The sequence below is a fragment of the Microbacterium sp. TNHR37B genome (assembly GCF_001620065.1).
GTDB lineage: Bacteria > Actinomycetota > Actinomycetes > Actinomycetales > Microbacteriaceae > Microbacterium.
Genome location: NZ_LQGV01000001.1, coordinates 336,989 through 351,465, shown reverse-complemented (window position 1 = coordinate 351,465; position 14,477 = coordinate 336,989). Strand labels below are relative to the sequence as shown.

The 14,477-nt window shown below is 67.8% G+C and carries 8 protein-coding genes and 1 tRNA gene; 7 read left to right on the top strand and 2 right to left on the bottom strand.

Annotated elements, in window-relative coordinates; all coding sequences use genetic code 11:
• Positions 1–14: 14 nt before the first annotated feature.
• From lgt to pyk, 4 genes are all read left to right on the top strand, one after another.
• A complete protein-coding gene (gene lgt, locus AVP41_RS01710; RefSeq protein ID WP_197464279.1) occupies positions 15–1,001 on the top strand; it encodes a prolipoprotein diacylglyceryl transferase in 987 nt (328 codons plus the stop codon).
• A 93-nt stretch (positions 1,002–1,094) separates the two neighbouring features.
• Positions 1,095–5,678, top strand: a complete 4,584-nt coding sequence (gltB, locus tag AVP41_RS01705) for a glutamate synthase large subunit (protein ID WP_157532412.1) — start codon at positions 1,095–1,097, stop codon at positions 5,676–5,678.
• Positions 5,671–7,140, top strand: coding sequence for a glutamate synthase subunit beta (locus AVP41_RS01700; protein ID WP_067159871.1), 1,470 nt, complete (start codon positions 5,671–5,673; stop codon positions 7,138–7,140). The genes gltB and AVP41_RS01700 overlap by 8 nt, the downstream gene beginning before the upstream one ends.
• Positions 7,141–7,186: 46 nt before the next feature.
• Positions 7,187–8,635 carry a pyruvate kinase gene (gene pyk, locus AVP41_RS01695; RefSeq protein ID WP_067159869.1) on the top strand — a complete coding sequence of 483 codons (1,449 nt, stop codon included), beginning with the start codon at positions 7,187–7,189 and terminating at the stop codon, positions 8,633–8,635.
• A gap of 62 nt (positions 8,636–8,697) precedes the next feature.
• On the opposite strand, the gene AVP41_RS01690 is transcribed toward pyk, so the two are convergent.
• Positions 8,698–8,780: transfer RNA gene (locus tag AVP41_RS01690), tRNA-Leu, on the bottom strand.
• A 77-nt stretch (positions 8,781–8,857) separates the two neighbouring features.
• Here AVP41_RS01690 and AVP41_RS01685 point away from each other — a divergent pair.
• Positions 8,858–9,478 carry an ANTAR domain-containing response regulator gene (locus tag AVP41_RS01685; protein ID WP_067159865.1) on the top strand — a complete coding sequence of 207 codons (621 nt, stop codon included), beginning with the start codon at positions 8,858–8,860 and terminating at the stop codon, positions 9,476–9,478.
• 30 nt (positions 9,479–9,508) lie between these two features.
• On the opposite strand, the gene AVP41_RS01680 is transcribed toward AVP41_RS01685, so the two are convergent.
• The gene (locus AVP41_RS01680) at positions 9,509–9,940 is read right to left on the bottom strand and encodes a PaaI family thioesterase (RefSeq protein ID WP_067159862.1); all 432 of its coding nucleotides are present in this window, start codon (positions 9,938–9,940) and stop codon (positions 9,509–9,511) included.
• Between the two features lie 57 nt (positions 9,941–9,997).
• On the opposite strand from AVP41_RS01680, the gene polA reads away from it, so the two are divergent.
• Both polA and AVP41_RS01670 read left to right on the top strand, forming a co-directional pair.
• A complete protein-coding gene (polA, locus tag AVP41_RS01675) occupies positions 9,998–12,658 on the top strand; it encodes a DNA polymerase I (protein WP_067159859.1) in 2,661 nt (886 codons plus the stop codon).
• A 70-nt stretch (positions 12,659–12,728) separates the two neighbouring features.
• Positions 12,729–14,405, top strand: a complete 1,677-nt coding sequence (locus tag AVP41_RS01670; protein ID WP_067159856.1) for a DUF885 domain-containing protein — start codon at positions 12,729–12,731, stop codon at positions 14,403–14,405.
• Positions 14,406–14,477: the final 72 nt, after the last annotated feature.

Below are 14,477 nucleotides of genomic sequence, written 5' to 3'. Positions count from 1 at the left end.
TCAGCCGAAGTAGACTGCCCTTCGTGCTTTCACCCTCTCTCCTGGCCGGTGTCCCGCTGAGCATCCCCAGCCCCGGGATCAGCTCGTTCGCGATCGGGCCCCTCACGATCCACTTCTATGCCCTCTGCATCCTGGCGGGGATCGTGGCGGCCACGCTCATGACCAATCGCCGGCTCACCCGGCGCGGCGCGGAGCCATGGGTCGTCATCGACATCGCTCTGCTCGCGGTGCCCCTCGCGATCATCGCCGCGCGAATCTTCCACGTCGTGACCCACCCCGGCTTCTACTTCGGCGAGGGCAAGGACTTCTGGGCGGTCTTCCGCATCTGGGAGGGTGGGATCGCGATCTACGGCGCGCTCATCGGCGGCGCGATCGGCGCCTGGCTCGGGTGTCGCTGGACGGGCATCCGCTTCTGGAGCTTCGCCGACGCGCTGGCCCCCGGCCTCCTTCTCGCCCAGGCCATGGGCCGCTTCGGCAACTGGTTCAACCAGGAGCTCTACGGTTTGCCGACCGACCTGCCCTGGGGTCTGAAGATCGACTACCCGAACTCGGCATGGCCCGCGGGGCTCCCGGAGGACACGCTCTTCCACCCCACCTTCCTGTACGAGGTCGTGTGGAACGTGATGGGCGTCGTCGTCCTGCTGTGGGCCGGCAAGCGATTCCGGTTGCAGTGGGGCCGTCTGTTCGCGCTGTACCTCATCTGGTATTCGGCGGGTCGCATCGTGTGGGAGTCGATCCGCATCGACCCGAGCGAGGTGTACTTCGGATTGCGGACGAACGTGTGGGCGGCCATCGCCGGAGTGGTCATCGGCGCGGTGATCTTCTTCGTCCAGAAGAAGCGTCACCTCGGCTTCGAGCCGTCGCCCTACGTCCCGGGGCGCGAATGGACCGGCGGCGGGGCTGTACAATCGCAGAACACCGACGACTTCGTGGACATCAGCGCACCCCCGCAGTCCGAGTCCGTCGAAGACGCCGCCACAAGCACCGTCAGCGCGAAGTAGCGATCGCGCACCCAACGTGAAGTAGTCCGCAGGGCCGACGTCGTCCCAGTTGAGCATCAAGTGAGGACGGTATACATGCCTTCGAGCACCCGTATGCCCTCGAGCCCCGGCGACAACGGCGCCCGCGCGCTGGCCGGTCTTCCCGCCAAGCAGGGCATGTACAACCCCGCGTTCGAGAAGGACGCGTGTGGGCTGGCCATGGTGGCCACGCTCCGCGGCGAGGCGGGACACGACATCGTCGAGCTCGCCCTCACCGCGCTGCGCAACCTCGAGCACCGCGGTGCCATCGGTTCCGACGCCGGCACCGGCGACGGCGCGGGGATCCTGACGCAGATGCCCGATGCCTTCCTGCGCGCGGTCGTGGACTTCGACCTGCCTCCGGTGGGGGAGTATGCCGCCGGCATGGCCTTCCTGCCCCGCGATGAGGACGCTCGGGCCGAGATGAAGGCGGGCGTGGAACGTATCGCCGCGGCCGAGGGGTTGACGGTCCTCGGGTGGCGTACGGTCCCGGTCGAGGACCAGCACCTGGGGAAGCTCGCCTTCGAGGCGCGCCCCGCCTTCGAGCAGGTGTTCGTCTCCCGGCCCGCGGTCGGCGACGCCCCCGCGCTGTCGGGCATCGAGCTCGACCGTCGCGTGTACCGGCTGCGCAAGCGGGCACGGCGCGAGCACGACGTCTACTTCGTGTCCCTGTCCAGCCGCACGATCGGTTACAAGGGGATGGTCACGACGCTCCAGCTCGAGCCGTTCTACCCCGACCTCCAGGACGAACGCTTCGCGACCGAGCTCGCGGTCGTGCACTCGCGTTATTCCACCAATACGTTCCCGTCCTGGCCGCTGGCGCAGCCCCTGCGGATGCTCGCCCACAACGGCGAGATCAACACGGTCGGCGCGAACCGGAACTGGATGCGGGCCCGGCAGTCCCAGCTGGAGTCCGAGCTCATCGGCGACATCCGTCCGCTCCTGCCGATCTGCACGGAGGGCGCCAGCGACTCGGCCTCGTTCGACGAGGTGCTCGAGCTGCTCACCCTCACCGGCCGGAGCCTTCCCCACGCGATCATGATGATGGTCCCGGAGGCGTACGAGAAGCAAGCCGACATCGACCCGAAGCTCCGGGCGTTCTACGAGTACCATTCGATGCAGATGGAGCCGTGGGACGGCCCCGCCGCGCTCATCTTCACCGACGGCACCCTCGTGGGGGCGACGCTGGATCGCAACGGCCTGCGGCCCGGGCGCTGGACCGAGACCACCGACGGCCTCGTCGTCATCGGAAGCGAGACCGGCGTCCTCGACTTCGCTCCCGAGCGGATCAAGCGTCGTGGCCGGCTGCGCCCGGGGCGCATGTTCGTCGTGGACACCGCCCAGCGGCGCATCATCGAAGACCACGAGGTCAAGCAGCAGCTCGCCGACCTCCACCCGTGGCAGGAGTGGCTCGACGCGGGCAGGGTGCGCCTGAAGGAACTGCCCGAGCGCGAGCACATCGTCCATCCGATCGCCTCGATCACGCGCCGCCAGCGCACCTTCGGATACACGGAGGAGGAGGTTCGGATCCTCCTCACGCCGATGGGACAGACCGGTGCCGAGCCTCTGGGCGCCATGGGATCGGACACCCCGGTCGCGGTGCTGAGCGAACGTCCACGTCTGCTGTTCGACTACTTCACGCAGCAGTTCGCGCAGGTCACCAATCCGCCGCTGGACTCGATCCGCGAAGAGGTCGTCACTTCGCTCGCCCTGGGTCTCGGGCCCGAGCGCAACCTCCTGGAGTGGGGTCCTGAGCACACGCGGACCATCACGCTGGACTTTCCCGTGATCGACAACGACGAGCTCGCAAAGCTCCAGAACATCGACAAGGCGCTTCCGGGCCGTCGCTCGGTGACCATTCGCGGCCTGTACCACTTCGATCAGGGTCCGGGAGCGATGGAGGCCCGTCTCGACGCGATGTGCGCGGAGGTGGACGAGGCGATCGCCGAGGGTGCGGAGTTCATCATCCTGAGTGACCGGGACTCCAATAAGGACCTCGTCCCGATCCCGTCGCTGCTGATGCTGTCCGCCGTGCACCACCATCTGATCCGCCGCGAGAACCGCATGAAGGTCGGTCTCGTGGTGGAGGCCGGCGATGTGCGCGAGGTGCACCACGTCGCGACCCTCATCGGTTACGGCGCCTCGGCGGTGAACCCCTACCTCGCGATGGAGACCGTCGAGTACCTCGTGCGCGCCGGCTTCATCACCGGGGTGACGCCCGAGAAGGCGGTCAAGAACCTGATCTACGCCCTGGGCAAGGGCGTTCTGAAGATCATGTCCAAGATGGGGATCTCGACGGTCTCCTCCTACGCCGGGTCGCAGGTGTTCGAAGCTGTCGGCCTCTCTCAGGAGTTCATCGACCGCTACTTCACCGGCACCGAGACGAAGCTCGGCGGCATCGGGATCGCCGAGATCGCCGCGGAGAACGAGGCCCGTCACGACTTCGCCTACCCCGAAGACGGCGCGGCTCGCGCTCATGAGCGACTGTGGACGGGTGGCGAGTACCAGTGGCGACGCGACGGCGCCCCTCACCTCTTCAACCCCGACACCGTGTTCCGCCTGCAGCACGCGACCCGCACGCGGCGGTATGACATCTTCCGTGAGTACACCAAGCTCGTCGACGACCAGGCGGCCGAGCTGAAGACGTTGCGCGGCCTGTTCCGTCTCAAGACCGGCCAGCGCCCGCCGGTGCCGATCGACGAGGTGGAGCCCGTCTCTGCCATCGTGAAACGCTTCTCGACGGGCGCCATGAGCTACGGCTCGATCTCGAAGGAAGCCCACGAGACTCTCGCGATCGCGATGAACCGCCTCGGCGCGAAGTCGAACACGGGCGAAGGCGGCGAGGACGTCGAACGGCTCCTCGATCCGGAACGTCGCAGCGCCATCAAACAGGTCGCCTCCGGCCGGTTCGGCGTGACGAGCATGTACCTCACGCACGCCGACGACATCCAGATCAAGCTCGCTCAGGGTGCGAAGCCCGGCGAAGGCGGCCAGTTGCCGCCGGCGAAGGTGTACCCGTGGATCGCGCGGACCCGCGGCGGCACGCCCGGCGTGGGACTCATCTCGCCTCCGCCGCACCACGACATCTACTCGATCGAAGACCTCAAGCAGCTCATCTTCGACCTCAAGCGGGCCAACCCCGCGGCGCGCGTGCACGTCAAGCTCGTGAGCCAATCGGGGATCGGCGCCGTGGCGGCCGGCACCGCCAAGGCCCTCGCCGACGTGATCCTCGTCTCCGGCCATGACGGCGGAACAGGTGCGAGCCCGCTGAACTCCCTCAAGCACGCGGGGACGCCGTGGGAGCTCGGGCTCGCCGAGACGCAGCAGACACTGATGCTCAACGACATGCGCGACCGTGTGGTCGTGCAGGCGGACGGCCAGCTCAAGACCGGCCGCGACGTCATCGTGGCGGCGCTGCTGGGCGCCGAGGAGTTCGGGTTCGCCACGACCGCGCTCGTCGTCGAGGGCTGCATCATGATGCGCGTCTGCCACCTCGACACCTGCCCGGTGGGCGTCGCGACGCAGAACCCCGTGCTGCGGAGCCGGTTCTCCGGTAAGCCGGAGTTCGTCGTGAACTTCATGGAGTTCATCGCGCAAGAGGTGCGGGAGTATCTCGCCGAGCTCGGATTCCGGAGCCTCGACGAGGCGGTCGGCCACAACGAGCTGCTCGACATGAACGGCGCGGTGGAGCACTGGAAGGCGAACGGGCTCGATCTCGCTCCGATCCTGCACGGTCCCGCGTTCGCCGAGACGGCCCCGCGGCGAGCGATGCGCACCCAGGACCACGAGCTCGACGAGCACTTCGATGTGCAGCTCATCGAGCGCGCGCAGGACGTCATCGCCCACGGCGGTCACGTGACGATCGACCTCCCCATCCGCAACACGGAGCGCGCCGTCGGAACGATGCTCGGCAACCGGGTCACCCTCGCCCACGGTGCGAACGGGCTTCCGACCGGGTCGATCGAAGTGAACCTCACCGGCTCGGCGGGCCAGTCCTTCGGCGCTTTCCTCCCAGCCGGGATCACGCTGCGCCTGGAGGGCGACTCCAACGACTACGTCGGAAAGGGCCTCTCCGGGGGCCGAGTCGTCGTGCGCCCGCCGCGGGGGGCGACCTTCGACGCCTCCCAGAACGTCATCGCGGGCAACGTGATCGGCTACGGCGCAACGCAAGGGTCCCTCTTCCTTCGCGGCGTGGTCGGTGAGCGTTTCCTGGTGCGAAACTCCGGCGCGACCGCGGTCGTCGAGGGCGTGGGTGACCACGCACTGGAGTACATGACCGGTGGCCTCGCGGTGATCCTCGGAACGACGGGGCGCAACCTCGGCGCAGGAATGTCGGGGGGATCGGCCTACGTGTACAAGCTCGACAAGAGCCTCGTGAACCGGGAAGCGCTCGCTTCCGGAGAGCTCGAGCTGCTCTCACTGGGCGCGGGCGACGCGGAGATGCTCCGCGACCTGCTCGAGCAACACGTCGAGGAGACCGGATCGACCCTGGCCGCGGCACTCCTCGACGACTTCGAGAACGAGCTGTCCCACTTCGTCCGAGTCCTGCCGCGCGACTACGCCGCGGTCCTGCAGACCCGCCAGGAGGCGGCCGCCGAGGGGCTCGACCCCGACGGCGACGTCGTCTGGACCCGCATCCTGGAGGTGACCGGTGGCTGATCCCAAAGGCTTCCTGAAGACCACCGAACGCGAGCTGCCCGCGCGCCGTCCGGTTCCCGTCCGCATCATGGACTGGAAAGAGGTCTACGAACCGGGCGACTCGGCCGTCCTCCGACGCCAGGCCGGACGCTGCATGGACTGTGGCATCCCGTTCTGTCACAAGGGGTGTCCGCTGGGCAACCTCATCCCGGAGTGGAACGACCTGATGTGGCGGGGGGAGGGGCGTGCCGCGATCGAGCGGCTGCACGCGACCAACAACTTCCCCGAGTTCACGGGTCGGCTCTGCCCCGCGCCGTGTGAGAGCTCCTGCGTGCTCGGCATCAACCAGCCCGCCGTCACGATCAAGCAGATCGAAGTCTCGACGATCGACGACGCGTTCGCGAACGGATGGGTGGAGCCGGAGCCGCCGGGACGCCTGACCGGCAAGACCGTCGCCGTCGTGGGGTCCGGGCCGGCTGGACTCGCCGCCGCTCAGCAGCTCACGCGCGCCGGCCACACCGTCGCCGTCTATGAGCGCGACGACCGCATCGGCGGGCTCCTGCGTTACGGAATTCCGGACTTCAAGATGGAGAAGCGTCATCTCGAGTCGCGTCTGCGCCAGATGCAGGACGAGGGCACGCGTTTCCGCGCGGGGGTTGAGATCGGCAAGGACATCTCCTGGGACGAGCTTCGGGCCCGCTATGACGCGGTCGTCGTGGCCACCGGCTCCACCGTGCCGCGCGACCTGTCGATCCCCGGGCGGGACCTCGACGGCGTCCACTTCGCCATGGAGTACCTGATCGAGTCGAACAAGGCGGTCGCGGGGGACCAGGTACCCCATCAGATCCACGCCGAGGGCAAGCACGTGATCGTGATCGGCGGCGGTGACACCGGCGCCGACTGCATCGGCACGGCCCATCGCCAGGGGGCGCTCAGCGTCACGAACCTCGCGATCGGCAAGCAGCCGCCGTCAGAGCGCCCCGACCACCAGCCCTGGCCGATGATGCCGACGATCTTCGAGGTCCAGTCGGCTCACGAGGAAGGCGGAGAGCGCACCTACCTGGCCTCGACCGTCGAGTTCCTCGGAAACGCCGCGGGAGAGGTGCGCGCGCTGCGCATCGCGGAGACCGAGTACACCCAGGACGGTCGTCGCGTCCCCAAGAGCGGCACCGAACGGGAGATCCCCGCCGATCTCGTCCTCATCGCGATGGGTTTCACCGGCCCGGAGCGCAGCGCGCTGGAGAACCAGCTCGGTACCGTGTTCTCGGGCCGCGGCAACGTCGAGCGCGGCGACGACTACCAGTCGACCACCCCGGGCGTCTTCGTCGCGGGCGACGCCGGCCGCGGTCAATCGCTCATCGTGTGGGCGATCGCCGAGGGCCGCGCGGCGGCCGCCTCGGTGGACGAGTACCTGATGGGGCGGACGAACCTGCCGTCGCCGGTGCGTCCTCACGACATCGCGATCGGCCTCCAGCCCGCGTAGGCTGGAACCACCCCCGAAAATCGAACACAGACCGGAGAGTCAGTCAGTGAGACGCGCGAAAATCGTCGCAACCCTGGGACCCGCCACCGAGTCGTACGAGATGATCCGAGCGATCATCGACGCCGGTGTCGACGTGACCCGAATGAACCTGAGCCACGGCTCGTACGCGGAGCACGAAGTGCGTTTCGCGAACGTCCGTAAGGCAGCCGAAGACTCGGGTCGAGCCGTCGCGATCCTCGTGGACCTCCAGGGGCCCAAGATCCGCCTCGGCAAGTTCACGGATGGTCCGCACGAACTCGCCGTCGGAGACATCTTCAAGATCACCGCCGAGGATGTCCCCGGGACCAAGGAACTGGTCTCCACGACCTTCAAGGGTCTGCCCGGAGACGTCAAGCCGGGCGACTTCCTGCTGATCGATGACGGCAAGGTGCGCGTCCAGGTCGAGAGCGTCGACGGTCCCGTCGTCACGACCAAGGTGATCGTCGCCGGCCCCGTCTCCAACAACAAGGGGATCAACCTGCCGGGTGTCGCCGTGAGTGTGCCCGCGCTGTCCGAGAAGGACGAGGCCGACCTCCGCTGGGGCCTGAAGGCCGGAGCCGACATCATCGCACTGTCGTTCGTGCGCAACGCCGCCGACGTCACCCGCGTCCACGAGATCATGGCCGAGGAGGGACGCAAGGTTCCCGTCATCGCGAAGATCGAGAAGCCGCAGGCCGTCGACAATCTCGAGGAGATCATCGACGCGTTCGACGGCATCATGGTCGCCCGCGGCGACCTGGGCGTCGAGCTCCCCCTGGAGGCGGTGCCGATCGTCCAGAAGCGAGCGGTGGAGCTCTGCCGCCGCATGGCCAAGCCCGTCATCGTCGCCACGCAGATGCTCGAGTCGATGATCGAGAACCCGGTGCCCACGCGCGCCGAGACCAGCGACGTCGCCAACGCCGTGCTCGACGGTGCCGACGCCGTGATGCTGTCGGGCGAGACGAGCGTCGGGAAGTACCCGATCGTCGTCGTGGAGACGATGGCCCGCATCGTGGCCTCGACCGAGGAGCACGGGCTCGAACGCATCCGCCCGTTCTCCGCCAAGCCCCGCACGCAGGGCGGCATCATCACCCTCGCGGCCAACGAGGTCGCAGAGTTCGTCGAGGCGAAGTTCATCTGCATCTTCACCGAGTCGGGTGACACGGCCCGTCGCATGTCGCGACTGCGCCCCGGCATCCCGATGATGGCCTTCGCCGTGGATCCTGCGATCCGACGCCGCATGGCGCTCACCTGGGGAGTGCAGTCGACTCTCGTCGAGCACGTCGCCCACACCGACCTCATGTTCCTCCAGGTGGACGAGTTCTTCCTGGGCAACAAGCTCGCCTCCGAAGGCGACAAGGTCGTGGTGATCTCCGGATCGCCTCCCGGAATCATCGGGTCGACCAACGACATCCGCGTGCACAAGATCGGCGATGCCGTGCACGGCAACGCGCCGATCTACCAGGCGGAGAAGTAACCGGGTCGGACCGGAACGACGGAGGGCGGGAACCATGCGGTTCCCGCCCTCCGTCGTTCTCGTGCCGGTGGTGGGAGTCGAACCCACACGCCCTTTCGGGCAACCGAGTTTGAGTCGGTCGCGTCTGCCATTCCGCCACACCGGCGCACGACTCACGACGATACCGCAGTCTGGCGGGTGCTCCTGGCCGCCGGGGCGGCGACGTGGCTCTAGGATGGACGAGTGACAGAGCAGGAACAGACCACCGCCGCCTCGTCCTCCGCTCCGCGACGCGTCGTCGTCGCCGAGGATGAGTCGCTGATCCGCCTCGACATCGTCGAGATCCTCCGCGACAACGGATTCGATGTCGTCGGCGAGGCCGGAGACGGCGAGACCGCCGTGCAGCTGGCGACCGAGCTTCGCCCGGACCTCGTGATCATGGACGTCAAGATGCCCGTGCTCGACGGCATCAGCGCCGCTGAAAAGCTGAGCAAGGCCCACATCGCCCCCGTCGTCCTGCTCACCGCGTTCAGTCAGAAGGAGCTGGTGGAGCGTGCGAGCGAGGCCGGCGCGCTCGCCTACGTGGTCAAGCCGTTCACTCCCAACGACCTGCTTCCCGCGATCGAGATCGCCCTCGCTCGTCACGAGCAGATCATCACGCTGGAGGCCGAAGTCGCCGACATGGTCGAGCGCTTCGAGACCCGCAAGCTCGTCGACCGCGCCAAGGGGCTGCTCAACGAGAAGATGGGCCTGAGCGAGCCGGAGGCCTTCCGCTGGATCCAGAAGGCATCGATGGACCGCCGCCTGACGATGCAGGACGTCGCCAAGGCCATCATCGAGCAGCTCTCGCCGAAGAAGGGCTGACGGCTCCTCGCCCGAGGCCGCACGGCCGCGTCAGGCGGGGAGGTCCCGGATCATGTTGGTGATCCGGATCGTCGAACAGCGCCGCCCCTGATCATCGGTCACGACGATCTCGTGCACCGTGATGCTGCGCCCCAGATGGACGGGTGTGCAGACACCCGTGACGATGCCCGTTGTCGCCGAGCGCGTGTGCGTGGCGTTGATGTCGACCCCCACCGCGAGGCGTCCAGGACCGGCGTGGAGATTCGCGGCCATCGAGCCGAGCGATTCGCCCAGCACGACGTACGCGCCGCCGTGCATGAGGCCCACCGGTTGGGTATTGCCCTCCACGGGCAGGGTGGCCACGCACCGCTCGGTGGAGAACTCGAGGAACTCCATCCCCATCTTCTCGGCGAGGGCCCCCATCCCTCGCTGCGTGGCCCATTCGAGCCCGGAGAGGTCGGCGGAAGTGGAATCGGACGTCATCGCTCACCTTCGAAGTGGACCGTTCGTGGTGTCCGCACCCCCGTCTAGGCTTGCAGGGTGACGGACTCCGCAAAGCCTACCCTTCTCGTCGTCGACGGCCATTCGCTGGCGTACCGGGCGTTCTTCGCACTGCCGGTCGACAACTTCTCCACCAAGGACGGCCAGCACACCAACGGCATCTACGGCTTCCTGTCCATGTTCGTGAACCTCCTGAAGGCCGAGAAGCCGACGCATCTGGCCGTGGCATTCGACACGTCTCGCCACTCGTTCCGCACCGATGAGTACGCCGAGTACAAGGCCAACCGCTCCGAGTCGCCTGCCGAGTTCAAGGGCCAGATCCCGCTGCTCCAGGAATGCCTCGCCGCGATGAACGTGACGGTGCTGACCAAAGAGGGAGTCGAGGCCGACGACATCCTGGCGACCCTGGCCACCCAGGGGGCCGCGGAGGGCTTCGATGTGCTGGTGTGTTCGGGCGACCGCGACACGATCCAGCTCGTGACCGATGACGTCACCCTGTTGTACCCCAGCGTGCAAGGCGTCTCTCAGCTCAAGCGCTACACGCCCGAGGCCGTCGTCGAGAAGTACGGTCTTCCGGCGGCCAACTATCCCGACATCGCCGCTCTCGTCGGCGAGACCAGCGACAACCTTCCCGGCGTCCCCAAAGTGGGGGAGAAGACGGCCGTCAAGTGGCTCACGCAGTTCGGCACTCTCGACGACCTCCTCGCGCGCGCCGACGAGATCAAGGGCGTCGTCGGGGGCAACCTGCGCGAGCACCTCGATGACGTCCGGCGCAATCGCCGCCTCAACACGCTCCTGCGCGATGTCGAGCTCGGCGTCACGCCCGACGACCTGGTCGTGAAGCCGCTGGACGCCCAAGCCGTACGCGACATCTTCGCCCGTCTCGAGTTCCGCACCCTGCTGCCCCGCGTCTTCGAGGCGGCGGGGGAGGCGGGTACCCCGACTCACGACACCCCCTCGGTCAGCGCCCCGACGCCGAGCCAGCCCGACGCGCTGGGTATGGCCGCGTGGATCGCGGCGCACACGGCCGACGCGGTCGACGAGGGGGCCGTGCAGGGCATCGGAGTGACGCTGACGACTGTCGGCGGCCTTCCCGACCGGATCGGTCTGGCGACGCTCGATGCGGTCGTCGAAGCATCGTGGTCGGACGAGCTCGCCGAAGCCCTCACACCGTGGCTCGAGAGCGCCGCGCCGAAGATTCTCGCCGACGCCAAGCCACAGGTGAAGGCACTGCGTCGGGCCGGCGTGCGGATGGGCGGACTGGTGTTCGATCCGATCCTCGCGGGGTGGCTGTTGCGCCCCAGCTTCCCCGACAAGTCCCTGGCCGATCTCGTGGAACGCTATCTCGACGAGAAGCTGCCCGAGGCGGATCCGACGCAACTGATTCCCGAGACCGAGGGGGCCACGCCCGGTCAACTGTCCTGGTACATCCTCCGCGTCGTCGCGGCGCTGCGTCCCGAACTCCCCGAATCGGTGCACACGGTACTGACCGATATCGAGCTGCCCACCCTCGACGCGCTGTCCGACATGGAGCTGGCCGGCGTCGCCGTCTCGCATGAGCTCCTGTCCGCGTTCTCATCCGACCTCGCCGTGCGGGCCGATGCCGTGGCGCAGCGGGCCTTCGCCGAGATCGATCGCGAGGTCAACCTCGGCTCTCCCAAGCAGTTGCAAGAGGTTCTGTTCGAGCAGCTTCAGCTGCCGAAGACGCGTAAGACGAAGACCGGCTACTCCACCGATGCCGCCGTGCTCGCCGATCTGCAGGAGTCGCACCCGCATCCTTTCCTGGACCTCCTTCTCCAGCACCGGGAAGCCACCAAGATGCGGCAGATCATCGAATCGCTGGATGCTGCAATCGGTGCCGACGGTCGTGTCCACACGACCTACCTCCAGACCGGCAGTCAGACCGGGCGGCTGTCGAGCACCGATCCGAACCTCCAGAACATCCCGATCCGCACCGAGGAGTCGCGCCGAATCCGCGCCGCCTTCGAGGTGGGCGCCGCATACGAAACGCTGCTGACGGCCGACTACTCGCAGATCGAGATGCGGATCATGGCGCACCTGTCCGGCGACCCCGGCCTCATCGAGGCGTTCAACTCCGGTGAGGACCTGCACCGCTTCGTCGGTGCGCGCGTTTTCGGGGTCGATCCCGCAGACGTCACTCCCGCCATGCGGACGAAGGTCAAGGCGATGTCGTACGGGCTCGTCTACGGGCTCAGCGCGTTCGGGCTCTCCAAGCAGCTGCGCATCGAGCAGGCGGAGGCCAAGCAGCTCATGACCGAGTACTTCGCGCGGTTCGGTGCGGTGCGCGACTACCTCCGCTCCTCCGTGGCCCAAGCCCGGATCGACGGATACACCGAGACGATCTTCGGCCGCCGTCGCCCGTTCCCCGACCTGGGGAGCCCGAACCGCGTGCTGCGGGAGAACGCCGAGCGCGCGGCGCTGAACGCCCCGATCCAGGGGAGCGCCGCCGACATCATGAAGATCGCGCTGTTCCGCATCCATCAAGAGCTCCGCCAAGCGCAGATGGAGTCTCGCGTGCTCCTCCAGATCCACGACGAGCTCGTGATCGAGGTCGCGGCGGGCGAGGGCGACGAGGTCGAGCGCATCGTCCGCGAACGCATGGGCGATGCGGCAGAGCTCACGGTGCCGCTCGACGTGCAGATCGGCCGCGGCGCCAACTGGGATGCCGCCGGGCACTGAGACACGCCGACGGGCCGGGGAGGGGGCCGCGCGCTCCCGTCGAGATCGGGCTCGGGACTAGGCTCGAAGGATGACTGACGCACAGCGCACTCCCACCCAGATCGACGCGATCGCGGACGCCTGGGTCGACACCGCAGCCGAACTGTCACCGGGTCTGGCGACCTACATCGGCCGGTTCGAATACAACGATCGGCTCGACGACTTCTCTCCCGAGGGCCACGAGCGGGCCTACCAGGCGGCGCGAGCGACGCTGGCTGCTCTGCAGGCCGCGGAGCCGTCCGACGAGGTCGACGTCGTCACGAAGGCGGACCTCGCCGGCGACCTCCAGCTCGACATCGATCTTCACGAGGCCCGCAGTCACCTCCGCGATCTCAATGTCATCGCCTCCCCGGCGCAGGACATCCGCAGCACCTTCGATCTGATGCCGACGGCCACGGTGGAGGACTGGTCGGTCATCTCGGCGCGGCTGAAGGCGGTTCCGGCGGCGATCGACGGCTACATCGAGACCCTCCGCTCCGGCATCGCCGAAGGCGTGGTGCCCGCACGTCGCCAGGTGACCGAGGTCATCACCCAGATCGCGCGCTACACCGCCGACAACGGCTTCTTCGCCACCTTCGCCGGAGAGGCCGCGCCCGAGGAAGGGAACCTCCCCGCGTCCCTGGCCCGCGACCTCACCGACAACGCGAACGCCGCGCGCGTCTCGTACGACGGCCTCGCGGCCTTCTTCTCCACCGAACTCGCCCCGGCCGCGAACGACAAGGACGCGGTGGGACGCGATCTGTACGCGCTCCACTCCCGCCGCTTCCTGGGTGCCGTGATCGACCTCGACGAGACCTACGAGTGGGGGATCGAGGAGCTCGCCCGCATGGTCGCCGAGCAGGAGTCCATCGCCCGGGAGATCAAAGCCGGAGCCTCGGTGGAAGAGGCCGTCGCCTTCCTCGAGGCGGACGAGAGCCGGAAGCTCCACGGCACCGACGCGTTGCAGCGCTGGATGCAGGAGACGAGCGACCGCGCGGTCGCCGAGCTCGGCAAGACGCACTTCGACATCCCGGAACCGATTCGGCGTCTCGAGTGCATGATCGCGCCGACCAACGAGGGTGGGATCTACTACACCGGACCCACCGACGACTTCTCCCGCCCCGGGCGCATGTGGTGGTCGGTGCCCGAAGGAGTGAACTCGTTCGACACGTGGCGCGAGCTGACCACGGTCTACCATGAGGGCGTTCCGGGACACCACCTCCAGATCGCCCAGGCGGTGTACAACCGCGCGGAGCTGAACTCCTGGCGGCGCCTCCTCGCGGGATCCAGCGGCCACGCCGAGGGGTGGGCCCTGTATGCCGAGCGACTGATGGAGCAGCTCGGCTACCTGGACGACCCGGCCGACCGGCTCGGGATGCTCGACGGCCAGCGGATGCGCGCCGCGCGCGTGGTGCTGGACATCGGCGTGCACCTCGAGAAGCCGCGCCTCGACGGCACCGGCACGTGGGACGCCGGCTACGCGCTCGACTTCATGCGTCGCAACGTCAACATGTCCGACGAGTTCATCCAGTTCGAGGTCAACCGCTACCTCGGCTGGCCGGGCCAGGCCCCGTCATACAAGGTCGGTCAGCGCATCTGGGAGCAGATCCGCGACGACGTGGCCGAACGCGAGGGTGCGGGCTTCGACATCAAGCGCTTCCACATGCGTGCGCTGCGCCTGGGAGGCGTCGGTCTCGACACGCTGCGGATGGCCATCCTCGACGCCTGACGTCCCCACCGATGGAAAGGAGGGGCGCGGGGAATACCGCGCCCCTCCCGTCGGTTACATTCGCTCGAATAG

Excerpts from the sequence above, each read along its gene's own strand:
- AVP41_RS01680 (WP_067159862.1), bottom strand. The coding sequence starts at position 9,940 with ATGACGTCCGATTCCACTTCCGCCGACCTCTCCGGGCTCGAATGGGCC.
- gltB (WP_157532412.1), top strand. The coding sequence starts at position 1,095 with ATGCCCTCGAGCCCCGGCGACAACGGCGCCCGCGCGCTGGCCGGTCTT.
- AVP41_RS01670 (WP_067159856.1), top strand. The coding sequence starts at position 12,729 with ATGACTGACGCACAGCGCACTCCCACCCAGATCGACGCGATCGCGGAC.